The 16,811-nt window shown below is 37.5% G+C and carries 10 protein-coding genes; 6 read left to right on the forward strand and 4 right to left on the reverse strand.

Annotation, left to right across the window (positions count from 1 at the left end; all coding sequences use genetic code 11):
• Nucleotides 1–159 precede the first annotated feature (159 nt).
• Genes AOB46_RS06735 through AOB46_RS06745 form a run of 3 tightly spaced genes read right to left on the reverse strand, consistent with a single transcriptional unit; the run spans nt 160 to nt 2,596 of the window.
• Nucleotides 160–1,197: a patatin-like phospholipase family protein gene (locus AOB46_RS06735; RefSeq protein WP_062697592.1), complete on the reverse strand. Its 1,038-nt coding sequence runs from the start codon at nt 1,195–1,197 to the stop codon at nt 160–162.
• A gap of 3 nt (nt 1,198–1,200) precedes the next feature.
• Nucleotides 1,201–2,004 (reverse strand): phosphatidate cytidylyltransferase, encoded by an 804-nt coding sequence (locus AOB46_RS06740; protein WP_062697594.1) that lies wholly within the window; start codon nt 2,002–2,004, stop codon nt 1,201–1,203.
• Entirely contained in the window at nt 1,994–2,596 is a 603-nt protein-coding gene (locus AOB46_RS06745; RefSeq protein WP_062697596.1) for a CDP-alcohol phosphatidyltransferase family protein, read from the reverse strand. The genes AOB46_RS06740 and AOB46_RS06745 overlap by 11 nt, the downstream gene beginning before the upstream one ends.
• Before the next feature lie 152 nt (nt 2,597–2,748).
• Between AOB46_RS06745 and AOB46_RS06750 the strand changes: the two genes are divergently transcribed.
• Nucleotides 2,749–4,356 (forward strand): CTP synthase, encoded by a 1,608-nt coding sequence (locus tag AOB46_RS06750; protein ID WP_062697598.1) that lies wholly within the window; start codon nt 2,749–2,751, stop codon nt 4,354–4,356.
• A gap of 186 nt (nt 4,357–4,542) precedes the next feature.
• Nucleotides 4,543–6,342 (forward strand): membrane protein insertase YidC, encoded by a 1,800-nt coding sequence (gene yidC / locus AOB46_RS06755; protein ID WP_062697600.1) that lies wholly within the window; start codon nt 4,543–4,545, stop codon nt 6,340–6,342.
• Nucleotides 6,343–6,425: 83 nt separating this feature from the next.
• Here yidC and AOB46_RS06760 read toward each other — a convergent pair whose 3' ends face one another.
• Nucleotides 6,426–7,010 (reverse strand): ribonuclease HII, encoded by a 585-nt coding sequence (locus AOB46_RS06760; RefSeq protein WP_062697602.1) that lies wholly within the window; start codon nt 7,008–7,010, stop codon nt 6,426–6,428.
• A gap of 301 nt (nt 7,011–7,311) precedes the next feature.
• On the opposite strand from AOB46_RS06760, the gene AOB46_RS06765 reads away from it, so the two are divergent.
• The 4 genes from AOB46_RS06765 to AOB46_RS06780 all read left to right on the forward strand — a co-directional run bounded on the left by AOB46_RS06765 (nt 7,312) and on the right by AOB46_RS06780 (nt 16,793).
• Nucleotides 7,312–10,320, forward strand: coding sequence for a SusC/RagA family TonB-linked outer membrane protein (locus AOB46_RS06765; RefSeq protein WP_062697604.1), 3,009 nt, complete (start codon nt 7,312–7,314; stop codon nt 10,318–10,320).
• A 12-nt stretch (nt 10,321–10,332) separates the two neighbouring features.
• Complete coding sequence (locus AOB46_RS06770) at nt 10,333–11,964, forward strand: SusD/RagB family nutrient-binding outer membrane lipoprotein (protein WP_062697606.1); 1,632 nt, start codon at nt 10,333–10,335, stop codon at nt 11,962–11,964.
• 416 nt (nt 11,965–12,380) lie between these two features.
• Nucleotides 12,381–15,329, forward strand: a complete 2,949-nt coding sequence (locus tag AOB46_RS06775; RefSeq protein WP_062697608.1) for a SusC/RagA family TonB-linked outer membrane protein — start codon at nt 12,381–12,383, stop codon at nt 15,327–15,329.
• A gap of 3 nt (nt 15,330–15,332) precedes the next feature.
• Nucleotides 15,333–16,793: a SusD/RagB family nutrient-binding outer membrane lipoprotein gene (locus tag AOB46_RS06780; protein ID WP_062697610.1), complete on the forward strand. Its 1,461-nt coding sequence runs from the start codon at nt 15,333–15,335 to the stop codon at nt 16,791–16,793.
• The last annotated feature ends 18 nt before the right edge of the window (nt 16,794–16,811 follow it).

Here is a 16,811-nt window from a genome sequence, read left to right on the forward strand (position 1 = left end):
TAAATTGTATCTGCCAAATCAAAGAATTTAAATCTATGTTGGAAAGTATCATGATTCAAATTTTTCGTCTGTTTTATACTTTCAATGAGAAAAAAAGCCAGTTTTTATCAAAGAAATCCATGCAATCTGCATGCGATAAAAAATATGATACCATACAATTTACCTTCTCATGCTTTTCATCGCCTGATCAAAACCATACTGCCATTGTTTTTCCATGTCTTCCTTAAACCGTTGATATGTTGGGGGGAAAGAAAATCCGATTTCAAATTTATTCCAATTAATGTTTTTTTTCAGGTAGTGCCCTTTCAGGTCTTCTTTGATGGTAAGGGTGTCAATCTGAAAATCGGGATGCATACTTTGGATTTCTGAGAGACGTTCATTCCCGCTAAAGCCAAGAACGGAACGTACTAATGCTTCTTCTGCCAGGGTGTAAGGCTGTTTTTTTTCTGTGATGACCACGTTTGCGAGATGTCTGGCCAGTTCAATGGGAATCAGATCCACAGCTCCTCCTGCAAAATATTTTCCGTGAAGAAAAACCGGGGCTACATAAAACATATCGGAGACAGAAATTCTCACACTTTCAAGAAGAGTAACATCTGTTTTTACGGAAGGAAGCTCTGTAACTGCACTGTTTTTTAAGTTAGGCGAACTGATCATCATCTGTTCAGGAATAATTTTATCGGCAGTTGCCGGATCGGAGAAAATTATTTTCCGGTACAGCTTTCTGTTATTCCGGAGCTGCCCGGTTTCCTCGGGGGCGAAAAGCATTTCCGAACCAATAATTAAGGTCGGGATTTCTTTTGAAAATGGAACATTTTTTAAATCGGGGAAAGTTGTGGACAGATCCTGAGGCATTTCAACCAGAAATTGCCTGAAAACATCTTCAATATAAGGAGCATTTCTTTTGTTAAGCATCTTTTTCAGGGTGAAAAGTCCGATTTTTGAAAGTTTTTTATGCTTTGTTAAAACGATATTGGTTACAAACCGGAAATATTCTTCTGATTTCAGGTAGTTCTTTCGGGAAAGATGATCGGGAAAAGCATTAATAACTGCCGCTGCAAAAGCTCCGCCACATGAAGCGATCAGAACATCAGGCTTCATGTCCAGCTCCTCCAGCGCTGCGTACATTCCGAGGTAGATCATCATTCTTGTTCCGCCTCCTGAGAAAAGTAAAGCGCTTTCAAATTTTTTATCCATGGCTTAATTTTTTATAAGAATGAGAAGGCTCCAGAAGAAAAGAGGAGCATTGAAAATCAGGCTGTCCACCCTGTCTAAAAGGCCGCCGTGTCCGGGAAGAAGCGTCCCGGTATCTTTTACTGCTGCTTTTCTTTTCAGATAAGACATCAGCACATCACCAAAGAACCCGGAAATTCCAAGAACCAGGCCTAACATTGTATTGATGAAAAAATCTGTTTTCAGAAGAAAGAATCCGAGAATATTGCTTAATGTAATCGTAAGAAATACCCCTCCGATAAATCCTTCCAGTGTTTTATTGGGACTGATTTTAGGGGTTATTTTATGTTTTCCGAAGAATTTTCCCATCAGGTACTGAAAGACATCATTCAATTCTGTAACAACAACTAAGAAAATAATAGAATTAAAACCTGAACTCATTTTTCTAATGAATAATAAATGCGGGAAAACAAAAAGACATATTAAAAGAGCTATAAATACTCCTGAGATTTGTAAAGCAGACTTTTTTAGCAAAATAAAATAGAGTAAAATAATAAAAGCCAAAGCGGAGCTGTACAAAAGATAATCGCTGATGTTAAAAAAGTAAAGCAGGATAAATTGAGAAATACCCAGAAATACTGCTGTTGGCAAACGCTGTGATTCAATTTTAAAAAGTCTCAGAAATTCAAAGAAGCACTGAAAGCCAATCCATGAAACGAAAACATTGGTAGCGAAGGGATGTGATATGGCGATTGCAAAAACAAAGATGATGTAGATCCATGTTTTTACCCTCAGGGGAACATCTGCGAATTTATTTTCTTCAGGCTTCATGCAGTGATTTCTTTAAACGGGTATAAGTACTGATGAGCAGCAGAAGAATAATGATTCCGAAAATATAAACAGATACTCCTGAAATATCTGCGCCAAAGAAAATCAGAAGTCCATACAGTCCTAAAATAAGGGCTCTGTCGCTTTTTCCCATCGGCCCGTCATACCGGCGTTCTTTCCCGACTACTTTTCCCATCAGCCCTGCAAATTCATTGATAACACTTAAAACAATAAAAATAACGGCCAGGTATAAACTTTCCGGCTGAAATTTAATCAGTGGTAAAAATATGATAACATCGGAAATAATGTCTCCCACTTCATTCAGAACTTCACCCAATTTGCTGGTCTGGTTAAATTTCCGGGCCATCATTCCGTCTAATGCATTCAGAGCCATCCTTATTAAAAGTCCTACAGGAAGGCTCAGGAAAAGCCATTTTGAAATATCAGCATTCCAAAACAAAATTCCGATCATTACAGATAACAGGATGGAGCTGATGGTAATCTGATTGGCTGTAATTTTGTTTTTATGTAAAAATAAGAGAACCGGCGTGAGCAGCTGCTGAAATCTGGGTTTGAGTTTATATACCGAAATCATGGTTGTTATGGCTTTTTGTCATTTGCTGAGATCAAATATAGATAAATTTTTTAATGAGTATTGATAATGATTGAAAGGGGATTTTCAATTTTCAAAATTTAAAAAATTGCTTTGTATTTCTTTTTCCCCTAACTTTGCACAAACCTAATCTAATGAGTAAAAAGAATACAAAATACATCTTTGTGACAGGAGGTGTAACTTCATCTTTGGGAAAAGGAATCGTGTCTGCTTCTCTGGGACTTCTGCTAAAATCACGCGGTTTTAATGTAACGATCCAAAAACTTGATCCTTATATCAATATCGACCCAGGAACACTGAATCCTTATGAACACGGAGAATGCTATGTAACCGAAGATGGTGCGGAGACGGATCTGGATTTAGGTCACTACGAGCGTTACCTTGATGCTCCTACTTCCCAAAACAACAACGTTACCACAGGAAAAATTTACCAGACTGTAATTGAAAAAGAAAGAAAAGGAGATTTTCTTGGAAAAACAGTTCAGGTAATTCCTCATATCACCAACGAGATCAAGCGCAGAATCAAAATCCTTTCAAAACAGAACTACGATATTATTATTACAGAGATCGGAGGAACTGTAGGGGATATTGAATCGCTTCCTTATATTGAAACAGTTCGTCAGCTGAAGTGGGAACTGGGAGAGAATAATTCTATGGTGATCCACCTTACCCTGCTTCCTTACCTGGCATCAAGCGGTGAACTGAAAACAAAACCTTCACAGCATTCTGTTCGTCAACTGATGGAAAGCGGAATTATGGCAGATGTCCTGGTTTGCAGAACAGAACATAAAATACCAAAAGATCAGAGATCAAAACTGGCGCAGTTCTGTAATGTTCCGTTGGAGAATGTAATTGAATGTAAGGATATGGAAACCATCTACGAGGTGCCAATGTATCTTCAGAAGCAGAATTTTGATGATGTAGTTCTGAAAGAGCTGGATCTGAAAAGCGATAAAGACGCCGATCTTAAAGACTGGAAAAATTTCCTTAAAAAATTCCAGAATCCTAAGAAAACAGTGGAAATTGCGCTGGTAGGAAAATATGTTTCCTTACAGGATTCCTATATTTCTATTGCTGAAGCATTTAAACATGCCGGTGCAGACCTTGAAACCGAGGTAAAAGTAAGATGGGTATACAGTGGTGATATTACAGAAGATAATATTAAAGAAACGCTGAAAGGTGTAAACGGAATCCTTGTAGCTCCAGGATTCGGGGACAGAGGTATTGAAGGAAAGGTACTTACTGCAAAATATGCCAGAGAAAATAAAATTCCGATGCTTGGAATCTGTTTGGGAATGCAGATCATGACCGTTGAATTTGCCAGAAATGTTCTTGGACATACCAAAGCCAATTCCGTGGAATTTGATACTTCAACTCCTGATCCGGTAATTTCATTAATGGAAGAGCAGAAGAATGTAATTGATAAAGGAGGAACAATGCGTCTGGGAGCTTGGAAATGCGCTTTGAAAAACGGTTCCAAGTTATCTGAAATTTATGGCAGCAAAAATATTTCCGAAAGACACCGTCACCGTTATGAGTTCAACAGTGACTATCTTCAGGAATTTGAAAAGAACGGTTTCCTGGCAACGGGTACTAATCCTGAAACAGGATTGGTAGAAGCACTTGAGCTGCCTGATCACCCGTTCTATGTGGGAGTGCAGTATCATCCGGAATATAAAAGTACGGTAGCCACACCGCATCCTTTATTCAGAGCTTTCATTAAAGCTTGTGAAAAAAAATAAAGAAATAAGGTAATTTTTTATCATAAACGTCTTAATATAAACTCAGGCTGATTATTCTCAGCTTGAGTTTATTATATAGTAACGCAGTAAAGCATAGAGTTTTGATAAAAAAACAGTATTTTTGTCAGCTCAAAAAAGTAATACTCCTATTGCTTATTAAAGTTTAAAATTTTTAATAAAAATAAAATGCAACAAAACAACGGAATCGATAAAAGTCAAATGATTAGTTTCGCGGTTTTATGCCTGATTCTCTTCGGTGCAATGTTCTATTTCCAGAACAAACAGTCTAAAGAAGAGCAGTTGAAAGCCCAGCAGCAGAAAACTGAACAGGTTAAAAATGCCGTAAAACAGACTCAGGCCAGCAATATCAATCCAAATGTCACTCCCAATGCAATTCAGACGGCTGCTCTGTCTAATAAGGAATTGAATGTTGAATTCTCAGGTCTGGGAGGGCAGGTTTCCAAAGTACAGCTTTCAGAATATAAAGCATATGATCATAAAACGGATAAAGCAGACCTTCCGCTTTACCTGATCAATAAAAATAGTTCCAACTACGGTTTCCAGTTTAAAGATAAAACAGGAAAGATTATCAATACTAAAGATTTAGTTTTCTCGCCTGCGGTAAATGGTAATGCAGTAACAATGACGGCTAACTATAACGGTGCTGTTATTCAGTTCATCTATACATTGCTTCCAAAATATACCCTGGATTTTAAAGTAAGAACGCAAGGTCTTGCTAATGTTACCGCAGACAATAAAGCAGATTTTATCTGGGATTACAATGTGAGAAATTTAGAAAAGGGTAGAGCTCAGGAGCAGTCTCACTCAGAATTCTCCTATGCTTTCAATAATTATAAAGATTATGATTATGACGGAAGAACAACAATGGAAGAGGAAAAGGAAACCCTTAACTGGATTGGGGTAAAGCAGCAGTTCTTCTCTTCCGTAATTGAAGCTAAAAATGGTTTTACACAAAGTAAAGGAAATCAGGAAAATATCGAAGAAGGGGAATACCTGAAGAAACTTAATTTTGAAGGATTTGTTCAGATGACAGGCAGCGAACTGAATCAGGATTTTACCTGGTACTTCATGCCATTGGATTTACCGCTGTTGAAATCTTACGATAAAAACTTCGACGAGATTCTTCCATTAGGATGGTCTTTCATCGGATGGATGAACAGAGGATTCTTTATTCCTATTTATAATTTCATTGCATCTTGGGGATTAACTGCAGGCTGGGCAATTTTCTTATTGACAATCTTAGTTAAATTAATCCTTTCTCCAATTATGTATAAGCAGCATAAGCTGAGTGCGATGATGAAAGTGATCCGTCCTGAAATTGATGAGGTAAATGCAAAGCTGAAAGACGCAGATCCAATGAAAAAGCAGCAGGCTACGATGGAAATCTACAGAAAAGCAGGCGTTAATCAGATGGCGGGGTGTCTTCCGGCATTAGTGCAGATTCCTATTTTCTATGCTCTGTTCCGTTTCTTCCCTAACTTTATCGATCTGAGGGGGCAGGGGTTCTGGTTTGCGAAAGACCTTACTGCTTATGATGATCTGATAAGGCTTCCGTTTAAAATTCCATTCCTTGGTGATCACTTAAGTATTTTCGCGCTGGCGTGTACCGTTGTAATCCTTATCTATACTGTAATGACTTCCGGAAATATGCAGCAGCCTCAGCAGGAAGGAATGCCGAATATGAAAGTACTGATGTATATCTTCCCGATTACATTCCTGTTCTTCTTAAATACTTCAGCATCCGGTCTTTCCTGGTATTACTTTGTATCGAATGCCATTAACATCCTGATCATTCTGGTAATTAAATACTGGATTCTTGATGAAAAGAAAATTCATGCTCAGATTCAGGCTAATAAAGAAAAGCCTAAAGCTGAAGGGAAATTCCAGAAGAGAATGCGTGAGATGATGGAGAAAGCCCAGGAGCAGCAGAGAATGCAGGAAAATCAAAGAAATAAAAAGAAATAAATTATACTAAAAAGAGAAGCAAATTCTGCTTCTCTTTTTTATTTATAAACAACCTTCCGGTTTAACCGGAAGGTTGTTTTGTTTTAATCGTATTTCAACCTGAAAGACTGTCGGTGGTATTTTGTGGGCCCGTGCTTGATAAGTGCCTGCTGATGAGTTTTGGTTGCATAACCGAAATTGGTATTCCAGCCGTATTCAGGATATTCTTCATGAAGTTCTATCATCAGATTATCCCTGTAATTCTTTGCCAAAATAGAAGCAGCAGCAATAGATAATACTTTTGAATCTCCTTTGATGATGCACTGGTGGGGGATGTAGTTGTACGGATGAAATTTATTTCCGTCTACAAGGATCAGTTCAGGAATTATGGTTAATTGATCTAAGGCACGGTGCATAGCATGGATGCTTGCGTTAAGGATATTATGTTCGTCAATGAATGAAGGAGGAAGCTCAGCGATAGCATAGCTTTTCACATTATCTTTAATATAGCTGTCCAGATCCATTCTTGTTTTAAACGTAAGCTTTTTCGAATCATTAACGAGGTCCTGCTTAAAGCTGTCATCTAAAATAACGGCAGCAGCAACAACAGGCCCGCTTAAGCATCCTCTTCCTACTTCATCGCATCCTGCTTCGATATAGAGGTCTGTCCATTTTTGTAATAATTCCATGAATAGTATTTATAAAATACATGTAAAAGTAATGAAATTATAAATTCTGTAAAAAATGCGGTTGATATTTTCTTATTGGTGTTTTATAGATATAATGCTTCATTTTGGAGGGATTAATTATAATATTGATAAAGTTTTGGTTTTTATTTTTTTTAATAAATATTTTGTTTTTACTGTTTGTTTTTGAGTGTGATTTAATGTTTTGTGTCATTTTTTTGTCAAATTAATATTTTTTAACTGAAATAATTTCCTTTTAATAGACTTTTTGTGTTTGTGAATCATAAAAAATAATTAATTAACTATGAAGAAATTAACTACAAGTGTTTTAGTTATAGTTCTGACCTCATCTTTTGCAGTGGCCAATGCGCAGAATACTGAACAAGGTGATACATTGAGAACTACCGAGATCCGGGAAGTAGTTGTAACAGGAGCATTGGGTATCAAGAAAAGACAGGATGCCGTTACATCTTCCAATCAGGTAGTAAATGCTGCTGAAATTACTCAGGCGAATAACCCAAATGCGGTTCAGGCTCTTACAGGAAAAGTTTCGGGCTTGCAGATTAACACAACCAATAACTCTGTTAATTCTACAACAAGAGTTGTTTTAAGAGGTCCAAGATCTATTTCCGGGAATAACCAGGCATTGGTTGTAATTGACGGCGTAATTTCCACTATGGGAATTTTCCAGAATCTTCCTCCTGAAATTATTGAGAATATCAATGTCATCAAAGGGATGCAGGGAGCTGCTCTGTATGGCGAAAAAGGAAGTAACGGGGTTTTGGTTATAACAACTAAAAAAGGATCAAGAGCTGAAAAATTGCAGATTTCATTGAACAACTCTGTAGATTTTTCCTCAGTATATAAACTGCCTATTTTCCAGAAACTCTACGGACAAGGATGGCCGGGAGATGCGTTTAATACTACAGAATATGGAGGAACAACATGGACGCCTTACGAGAATTCCGCCTGGGGCCCTGCTTATAACTCTGAACTGGGAGGCCAGGATTTGTTTGTTGGACTTCCTCAGGCGGATAATCAGTTTCTTAGGACAACATTTTCGCCGAAGAAAAATCATGTTGGGAATTTCTTTAAAACAGGCATTCTTTTCCAGAACGGAGTTTCTGTTTCTGCAGGCGGAGCGGATTCTTATGCGTTCTTTTCTGCCAACAGAACTCAGAATGATTTCGTTGTGGAAGGGGATAATTTAAAAAAGAATAACATTATCTTTAAAGCAGGAAAAAGACTCGGAAATTTCAGAATTGATGGTAACATTAACTATCTGGACTTAAGTACATCTGAAACTTCTTCCGGCTTATATGGTGAATTGCTGCAAACCCCTACCAATGTAGATATCAGGCAGTTCAGGCATTCTCTTCCAGATGCAGGACACTCCATTTATATTACCAACCCTTACTGGACTATTGATAATGAAAGGTATAATAATAAAAGCCGGATGTTTACGGGGTTGATTAATTTAGAATATAATTTAAATAAGAACATATCATTCACTTATGCAGGTACCTTTGCTTCCGGTTCTGCTATTTCAGAAAGACATCAGAATGCATTTGCCTATGACAGAGTGTATGGAGGAACAGGAACCTATCTGGATGGGCATTCTCCTGGAGATAATGTATTCGGAAGAGAGCCCATTGTATCCAACTATTATAAATCAGTTAACTCTTCCTTCAGATATTATGGAGACTTAATGGCTAACCTGGATTATGAGCTTACGGATAACATCAACATGAAGCTTAATGTCGGACATAATATTCAGGATTCAGGCGGATCTACTGCGCAGGTAGGAGGTACTAATCTTAAGATTCCGGGATGGTATCATATCAACAATGTTTTAAATCCTGATCCTTTTTATAGCCTTGATAATACCAAAACACGCACAAGGTCTTATGCTTGGTTTGCTAATTTAGATTTGGCATATAGAGATTATTTATTTTTAAACTCTACATTCAGATACGAGAAAAGTTCCCTTACCAGTGTTAATCAGGTAGATGTTAACGGGAATGCTTTACCTTTCAGTAATAAAGCATATGCTTACTATTCTGTAGGGGGAGCTTTCATTCCTACAAAGGCATTTGAGAATTTAAGAGGCCAAGTACTGAACTATGCTAAAGTAACCTTGTCTTTCAGTAGAGTTGGGAATGTACAGACCATTCCTGTCTATGGTTTAGACCGGGTTGGAGCTTTTCCAACCGGATATCCTTTTGGTAACTTATCATCGTCACTGCCAACCACCAGTTTTTATGCACCAGACGTAAAGCCGGAGTTTTATAATTCTAAGGAAGCAGGATTACAGCTAGGTTTCTTTAACGACCGGATTACTTTTGAAGGGTCGGTATTCAGAAATGATACCAATAATCTGATCACTTCAGTAACAACATCTTCTGCTTCAGGAATTACCAGTATTCTGAATAATATTGGGGATAGCCGTAATCAGGGATTTGAATTGGATCTGGGGTTTACTCCTATTAAAACAAAAGATTTTGAGTGGAAAGTAAGAGGATCATATTCAACATACAGAACAAAAATTCTCTCTCTGGCAGACGGCTCTGATGAAACACCATTGAGTGTTCTTTCAAGACCTACCGTTGGAATTTATGCCATTGTAGGAGAAGATTTCCCTATGATCAAAGGAACCAAATACCAAAGAGATCCAAACGGAAATATTATTGTTGACCGAAACGGGAATCCTCTCGCAACTTCAACTTTAGAAGTATTAGGAAAAGTGAACCCTGACTATATTTTAGGTTTCAGTACTTCATTCAAATTTAAAGGAATCACGTTAAGTGCCGTTGCTGATTACAGAACAGGAAACAGCTTTGTTCCGCTTTCTAAGGAGATATTGGCTTATGCCGGACATCTTGAGCAGACTGCAACATTTGATAGAAATCAGGGATATGTTGTTCCTAATTCCGTTCAGTTAGTTAACGGACAGTATGTACCTAATATAACTCCTGTAGGAAATGATCCGTCTTATTTTGGAACCAATTCATATTTCACCGAAGGAAATTTCCGAAGAGTGGGTGAAGAGCATGTAATTGATGGTACTGCATTTAAAGTAAGGGAAATTGCGCTCAGCTATGATATTCCGAAATCATTGTTAAAAAGCACATTTGTTAATACGATAACTGTAGGTGTTTATGCCAGAAATCCTTTCGCGATTTATGCAAAAAGCAACAGGAATTATGCAGATCCGGAGACGGCCACAACCAATGGAAATGGTGCTGGTATAGCTTCTACAGGGCAATATCCTACGATCAGAAACTTTGGTTTCAACTTAAACGTAACTTTCTAATTATTGAATAAAATGAAAAAGAATAAATTTATAACAGTTCTGTCAATTGCTGCATTAAGTATAGCGATACCTTCATGTTCCAATGACTATCTGGATATTAATGATAACCCGAATGCAATGCAGGCAGAGCAGATTACGCCTGACCTTATGCTTCCCGGGGCCATCAGTACGGCTTACAGAACACAGGCTGGAACAATGGTTCAGTTTGGTAACCTGATGATGAACAGCTGGGCCGGTAATACCTATAGCTTTGGAGGACCATTTTCCAGAGAATTTAATTTAGGATCTGTAGATAATACGTTTTATACAGGAATCTGGGGACTGTATCCAAGGTTAGCTAACTTTGCGCAGATTGAAATCTATCCTAATGCCGATCATAAACAGGATAATTATATTGCGATTGCAAAGATTATGAAAGCATTTTATATGCAGTATATTGTTGACCTTTATGGTAATGCTCCTTATTCAGAAGCTTTTAAAGGAAGGGATAATATGACACCTAAATATGATCTGGATTCGGATATTTATAAAAAATTGATTACCAGTCTGGAAGAAGCAAACGCTATTATTGCTGCAGCGAATCCTAATGCAGAAGATCCGGAATCTATAGATATCGTTTTCCACGGTGATATGGATAAATGGAAAGCTTTCTCAAATACAATTAAGCTGAGAATGTTGGTTAGGATGTCTAAAGTTACTGGTGATCTTGCCGCATACAGAGATGCAAAATTACAAACTCTGGCCGGTGTAAACTTTATAGAGGAAGAAGTTAAGGTAAACCCTGGGTATACTGCTGCTAATGATGACCAGATGAACCCTTATATTGTGACCTGGGCAAGAACTTCTGCCAATACATCTGTTCAGAATTATTCGCTAGTGGTAGCTTCTGAGCATATAGCTAATGCTTTAGAAGGAAATGTGATTTTGAATGATTCGAACTACTCAAAATTTACCGGGCTTAAAGACCCAAGAAGAGGAAGGCTTTTTACAGCTGTTAACTCTATAGACGCTAATGGAAACACCTTTGTCGGATTAAAAGGTGTTAGGCAGGGAGCTGTTCCCGGACAGCCAGGAGCCCCTATCAGCAATGTTAATACTTCAAAAATGGGAGTAGGGAATTTCACAGAGAAGCCATTAACAGCCTGGAGTAGCATTATTAACGAAAATAACGCAAGAGGAGGTGTCTTGATGTCTCAGGCGGAAAGTGATTTTCTTCAAGCTGAAGCAGCATTGAGATGGCCTGCTATTTTTACTTTTGGTGCACAGGGTAAGTTTGAAACAGCTATTAGATCCCATGCTGCCTGGCTGGGTGCCAATGCAACTAATATGAATACGTATATAACAACTGCTAACACAAGACCTGGACTTGGCTGGACAGGTTCTACCCAACAGAAAATTGAGGCGATCATGACGCAGAAATGGATTGCATTAACCAATATTAATCCTACTGAAATGTTTATTGAGTATAACAGAACAGGGTATCCATGGACGCCAATGGCTGTTACAGCCCAACAGCCGAATAAGCCGTATCGACTGATTTATCCATTCTCGGAATATGCTGCTAATGCTGCCAATGTTCCTGCTATGTCGGGGGCTGATGTTTTCGTTAAAAACCAGTTTACTCCGTTTTGGAATAAGAACTAATTTTTAAACAAATTTTACATATTTTTTTGCCGCCTTCGGGCGGTTTTTTTGTGCTGTTAAGGCTGATTTCCGTCGTTTTTCTTTAGAGAAAAATAATATGCATAACATTGTTTATTTTTCACATCAATGGGAGTTTGATTTATTTTTATGTATTAATGTAATGAATTTCAATGGGTTATTAAGTTAATTGATGAATATCGGGTATAGATAATATCAATAAAAAACATATTGTGGTATTGTGAAAAAAAGTACGGGTAAAATGTTTCGTGTTTGTTAAATATTTTGATTTTAACTTAATTTAATAATTTATAAGTTGTAAAAAATAATAAATTTTGAATAATTGATATTTTTTTCATATTTTACTTTGTGATTTTAATAAAGTTTTACAAATTTGTACAGTCACAAATAAATTTGATATGAAGAAACTAACAACAAGCCTTCTTGCTTTGGTAGTATCCTCTTCAATAGCTGTAGTTCACGCTCAGGAGAAGGATACCATAAAAGCAAAGGAGATCGAGGGTGTGGTAGTAACCGCACTCGGGATTAAAAGAGAGAAGAAATCTTTAGGATATGCTTCAGAAGAAGTAAAAGCGGCGGAACTAACCGGCGGGACAACGAATACCGGGAACGTAGCATCCCTTCTTTCAGGTAAGGTAGCCGGGCTTCAGGTAAATACCAACAACAACTTTGGCGGATCTGCCAATCTACTTATCAGAGGGTACAAATCATTATCCGGAGGATCTCCACTTATTGTTATTGACGGATCTCCGGTAAATAACAGCACCGTAACAGGTTCCATATTTGACTATGGTAACTTCCTGTCAGATATCAACCAGGAAGACATTGAATCCATCAACGTACTGAAAGGAGCTGCCGCATCTGCTCTGTATGGAGAAAGAGGAAGTGACGGGGTTATTCTTATTGTTACAAAAAGCGGCAGAGGAAGTGATGACGGAAGCTGGGGAGTAACTTTAAACTCCGGGATTACAGCTGGTTTTATTGATAAATCTACTTTTCCAAAATACCAGACTAAATACGGAGCAGGTTATGGAGGAAATTCTTGGAATGAAGATCCAGGACCTGGAGGCTATAATTATGCGAACTTCGTAGATGACGCATCTTATGGACCTGCTTTCAATCCTAATCTTTTGGTTTATCAATGGGATTCCTATGATCCATCTTCACCCAATTATGGAAAAGCAACACCTTGGGTCGCGGCTAAAAACGGACCGATCAAATTTTTTGAAACACCAGTCACATATATTAATTCCATTACCATAGAGAAAGGAAATAAGACATCTAATCTTTCCCTATCCTATTCCAATATGCTTTCCAATGGTCTGATGCCTAATTCCGATCTGAAGAAAAATACAATATCTGCAAGATTTAATCATGATTTTACAGATAAATTGCATGCATCGGTTTTTACAACTCTGACACTTCAGGATACCAAAGGGCGAAATGAAACCGGATATTCAGATAATATTGTTTCAGGTTTCAGACAATGGTGGCAAACCAATGTTGATGTTTTAGCACTGAGAAGTGCCTATGAAAACAATGGAAACTTCTCATGGAACCGTACAGCTTCCAATGATGGAACACCTCAGTATTGGAACAATCCATATTTCCAGAGATATCAGAATTACCAGTCAGATGACAGAACCAGAATTTTTAGTTATGCCCAGTTAAAATATGATATTTCTAAAAACTTTGGAATTACAGGTAAATTATCCTATGATGATTTACAAATGGTGATAGAAGAAAGGTTGATGAATGGCTCACTTCCACAAGCATTTGGAGCTTCTGGTTTAAATGTAACTTCCGGATATTCAAGAAATAATGTGAAGAATACCGAGATGAACTTTGATTTATTTGCCAATTATAAGTTTGATATAACTCCTGATTTGAATATTAGTGGTATTGTGGGAGGAAATGTCAGAAGAAATTTGACTGATAACGTATTTATGAGTACAGAAGGAGGGTTGTCAAAACCTGGCTTATTTGCAATTTCCAATTCTGTAAGAACAATACTGCCTCCTGATGAGAACTATGCAAAATGGCTTACTTCAAGTATTTATGCTACAGCATCTTTCAATTATAAAAATTTCTTGTTCGTAGATGGTACCTATCGTATGGACCAGTCTTCTAACTTACCAAAAAAGAATAACAGCTATGATTATTATTCTGTAACCGGAGCCGTTATATTGTCTGAATTTGTAAAGCAACCATGGTTGAGTTTCTGGAAGATAAGAGGAAACTATGCTGAAGTAGGTTCTTCTACAAATAACTATAGATTGGTAAATACCTTTAAAGCAAGAGGCGAAGGTTTATTTGATCAGCCATTTTTCCTGGCTAATCCAAATTTAAAACCTCAGAGATCTAAGGAAACAGAATTTGGTATGGAGGCTCAATTCTTCAGAAACAGATTAGGGTTTGATGTGGCTGTGTACAAAACAAGGACTCTTGATCAAATCATTAATTTACCTGTTTCTTCTGCCACAGGATATAGAACTTTCCTTGTAAATGCTGGACAGATCGATAATAAAGGGATAGAAGTACAATTGAACGGAACTCCGTTTAAAACCAATAATTTTACTTGGGATGTAAATATTAACTGGTCAAAGAATGAAAGTAAAGTAGTTGAGTTAAATGGTGATTCTAAAAACTATTTAATTGCAAGTTATCAGGGTGGAGTTTCATTGAATGCACGTGTTGGTGAGGCTTTCGGAGCTTTAGTAGGATCAGATTATGTATACAATGCTAATGGAGATAAAGTAATTGATCCGGCTACAGGAAGGTATCTGAGAAAAGATAATCAGGTTATAGGAAATATTACACCGGACTGGATTGGAGGAGTAAGAAATAGTTTCCGTTATAAAGACTTTTCATTTAGCTTCCTTATTGATGTGAAGCATGGTGGAGATGTATATTCTACAGATATGGGATATGGTCTTGCTACCGGATTATACGCGGAAACTGGAGATTATAGAGAAACCGGTTTAGTACACCCAGGAGTTAATCCGAATGGTAATGTAAATACTACCCCAACAATTAATCCAGGCTCTTTTGGAAATGTTGATGGATATAGAAGAATGCCGAATAAAAGATTTGTTTATGATGCATCTTATGTGAAACTGAGAGAAGCCAGTATTGGCTATAGCCTTCCAAAATCAATTTTAGCTAATACTTCAATTCGCGATGCCAAAATTTCAATCGTGGGAAGAAACCTTTGGATTATTCATAAGAATTTACCTTATGCAGATCCAGAAGCAGGTACCGGGAACGGCTTAGCTGCCAGAGGTAATTCCATCGGAGTTTTACCTACTACTCGTGATATTGGGATAGATATAACTTTAAAATTCTAAAAAATGAAAAAAATATTTTTAATCATAGGTTTCGCTTCATTGGCACTGACTTTTACTTCGTGTGAAAGAGATATTACTTCTCTTAATGAAGATCCGAAACACCCTACAGTAGTTCCTTCGGGAGTACTTTTTGCCAGTGCGGAACATGCATTGCTCGATCAGACACTTACTCCGAATGTCAACCGAAATATAAGCAGATTTTTTACTCAGCAATGGTCACAGACAACTTATGTTGACGAAAGTAACTATGATATGTCAACAAGGCCTATTCCAAGAAACCATTATAATCGTATAATGGCGTCCTCCTCGGCCACAATAAATTCTCCGGGAGTACTTTCGGCATTAAGAGATGCTAGAAAATTCCTTGAAGCAGAAGAAGGAAGTGCTGTACAAAAGAATAACAGGATTGCCATGATAGAACTGGTAAATGCATATGCATGGGCTGGTTTAGTAGATACTTATGGGGATATCCCTTATTTTGGAGCTCTAAAAGCAACAGCTGAAAATCCAGGAAATGCAGAAATTCCATATGATGATGCGAAAGTAATCTACTTAGATCTGATTAAGAGGATTGATGCAGCGCTTGCATTAATTAATACTTCCGAAACAGGTTATGATAAAGACCTTATCTATAAAGGGGACATGACTAAATGGAAGAAAATGGGGAATTCTTTAAAATTCAGATTGGCTGTAACCCTTGCAGATGTAGAGCCTACATTAGCTAAAAATTATGCTGAGGCAGCTTATAATGCAGGTTTATTTGCAGATAAAAGTGATAACTTTGGATTACAGACGTTCCCTTCCGGATTATTATCTAATCCTGTTTATCAGGATGTAATTCAATCGGGAAGAAATGATTTTGTTCCTTCTGATGTATTGGTAGATTTTATGAATACTACAGCAGACCCAAGAAGAGATGCATGGTTCACTACTGTTGGTGGTGCATATGTTGGAGGAGTTTATGGGGATCAGAACGTTTTTAATGATTACTCACATTTTAAAAGTTCTATTTCAGGAGAAAATGCACAAGGTTTCTTACTGGATTATACAGAGATTATGTTCTTAAGAACAGAAGCAGCAGCTAGAGGTTACAGTGTTGGAGGAGCAGCTTCCACTTTGTATGGTGAAGCGATTACTGCCTCAATGACAGAATATGGGGTAAGTGGCCCAGCTGTAAGTGCTTTTATTGCTGCAAATCCATATAATGCGGCCAATTGGAAAAAATCTATCGGAGAGCAGGCTTGGGTTGCTATGTTTAATAAAGGATTCCAGGCATGGAACTTTACAAGAAGATTAGATTATCCTGTCTTCCAAAATCCAGCAAACTCTGATGTAGCAGATGTTCCTGTAAGGATGCCTTATTCAGATCAGGAGTATTTACTTAATAATAGTAATGTGACTAAAGCTGCTGCGAAAATTGGAGGAGACGAGGTGACAACTAAAATATTCTGGGATATCAATTAACAAATTTTATAGAATAAA

Origin of the sequence: Chryseobacterium indologenes, from assembly GCF_001295265.1 — a bacterium.
Lineage (GTDB): Bacteria > Bacteroidota > Bacteroidia > Flavobacteriales > Weeksellaceae > Chryseobacterium > Chryseobacterium indologenes_A.

What these genes read in the sequence shown, in the direction of transcription:
- AOB46_RS06770 (WP_062697606.1), top strand. Translation starts at nt 10,333, where the DNA reads ATGAAAAAGAATAAATTTATAACAGTTCTGTCAATTGCTGCATTAAGT.
- AOB46_RS06750 (WP_062697598.1), top strand. Translation starts at nt 2,749, where the DNA reads ATGAGTAAAAAGAATACAAAATACATCTTTGTGACAGGAGGTGTAACT.
- yidC (WP_062697600.1), top strand. Translation starts at nt 4,543, where the DNA reads ATGCAACAAAACAACGGAATCGATAAAAGTCAAATGATTAGTTTCGCG.
- AOB46_RS06780 (WP_062697610.1), top strand. Translation starts at nt 15,333, where the DNA reads ATGAAAAAAATATTTTTAATCATAGGTTTCGCTTCATTGGCACTGACT.
- AOB46_RS06765 (WP_062697604.1), top strand. Translation starts at nt 7,312, where the DNA reads ATGAAGAAATTAACTACAAGTGTTTTAGTTATAGTTCTGACCTCATCT.
- AOB46_RS06775 (WP_062697608.1), top strand. Translation starts at nt 12,381, where the DNA reads ATGAAGAAACTAACAACAAGCCTTCTTGCTTTGGTAGTATCCTCTTCA.
- AOB46_RS06740 (WP_062697594.1), bottom strand. Translation starts at nt 2,004, where the DNA reads ATGAAGCCTGAAGAAAATAAATTCGCAGATGTTCCCCTGAGGGTAAAA.
- AOB46_RS06760 (WP_062697602.1), bottom strand. Translation starts at nt 7,010, where the DNA reads ATGGAATTATTACAAAAATGGACAGACCTCTATATCGAAGCAGGATGC.
- AOB46_RS06735 (WP_062697592.1), bottom strand. Translation starts at nt 1,197, where the DNA reads ATGGATAAAAAATTTGAAAGCGCTTTACTTTTCTCAGGAGGCGGAACA.
- AOB46_RS06745 (WP_062697596.1), bottom strand. Translation starts at nt 2,596, where the DNA reads ATGATTTCGGTATATAAACTCAAACCCAGATTTCAGCAGCTGCTCACG.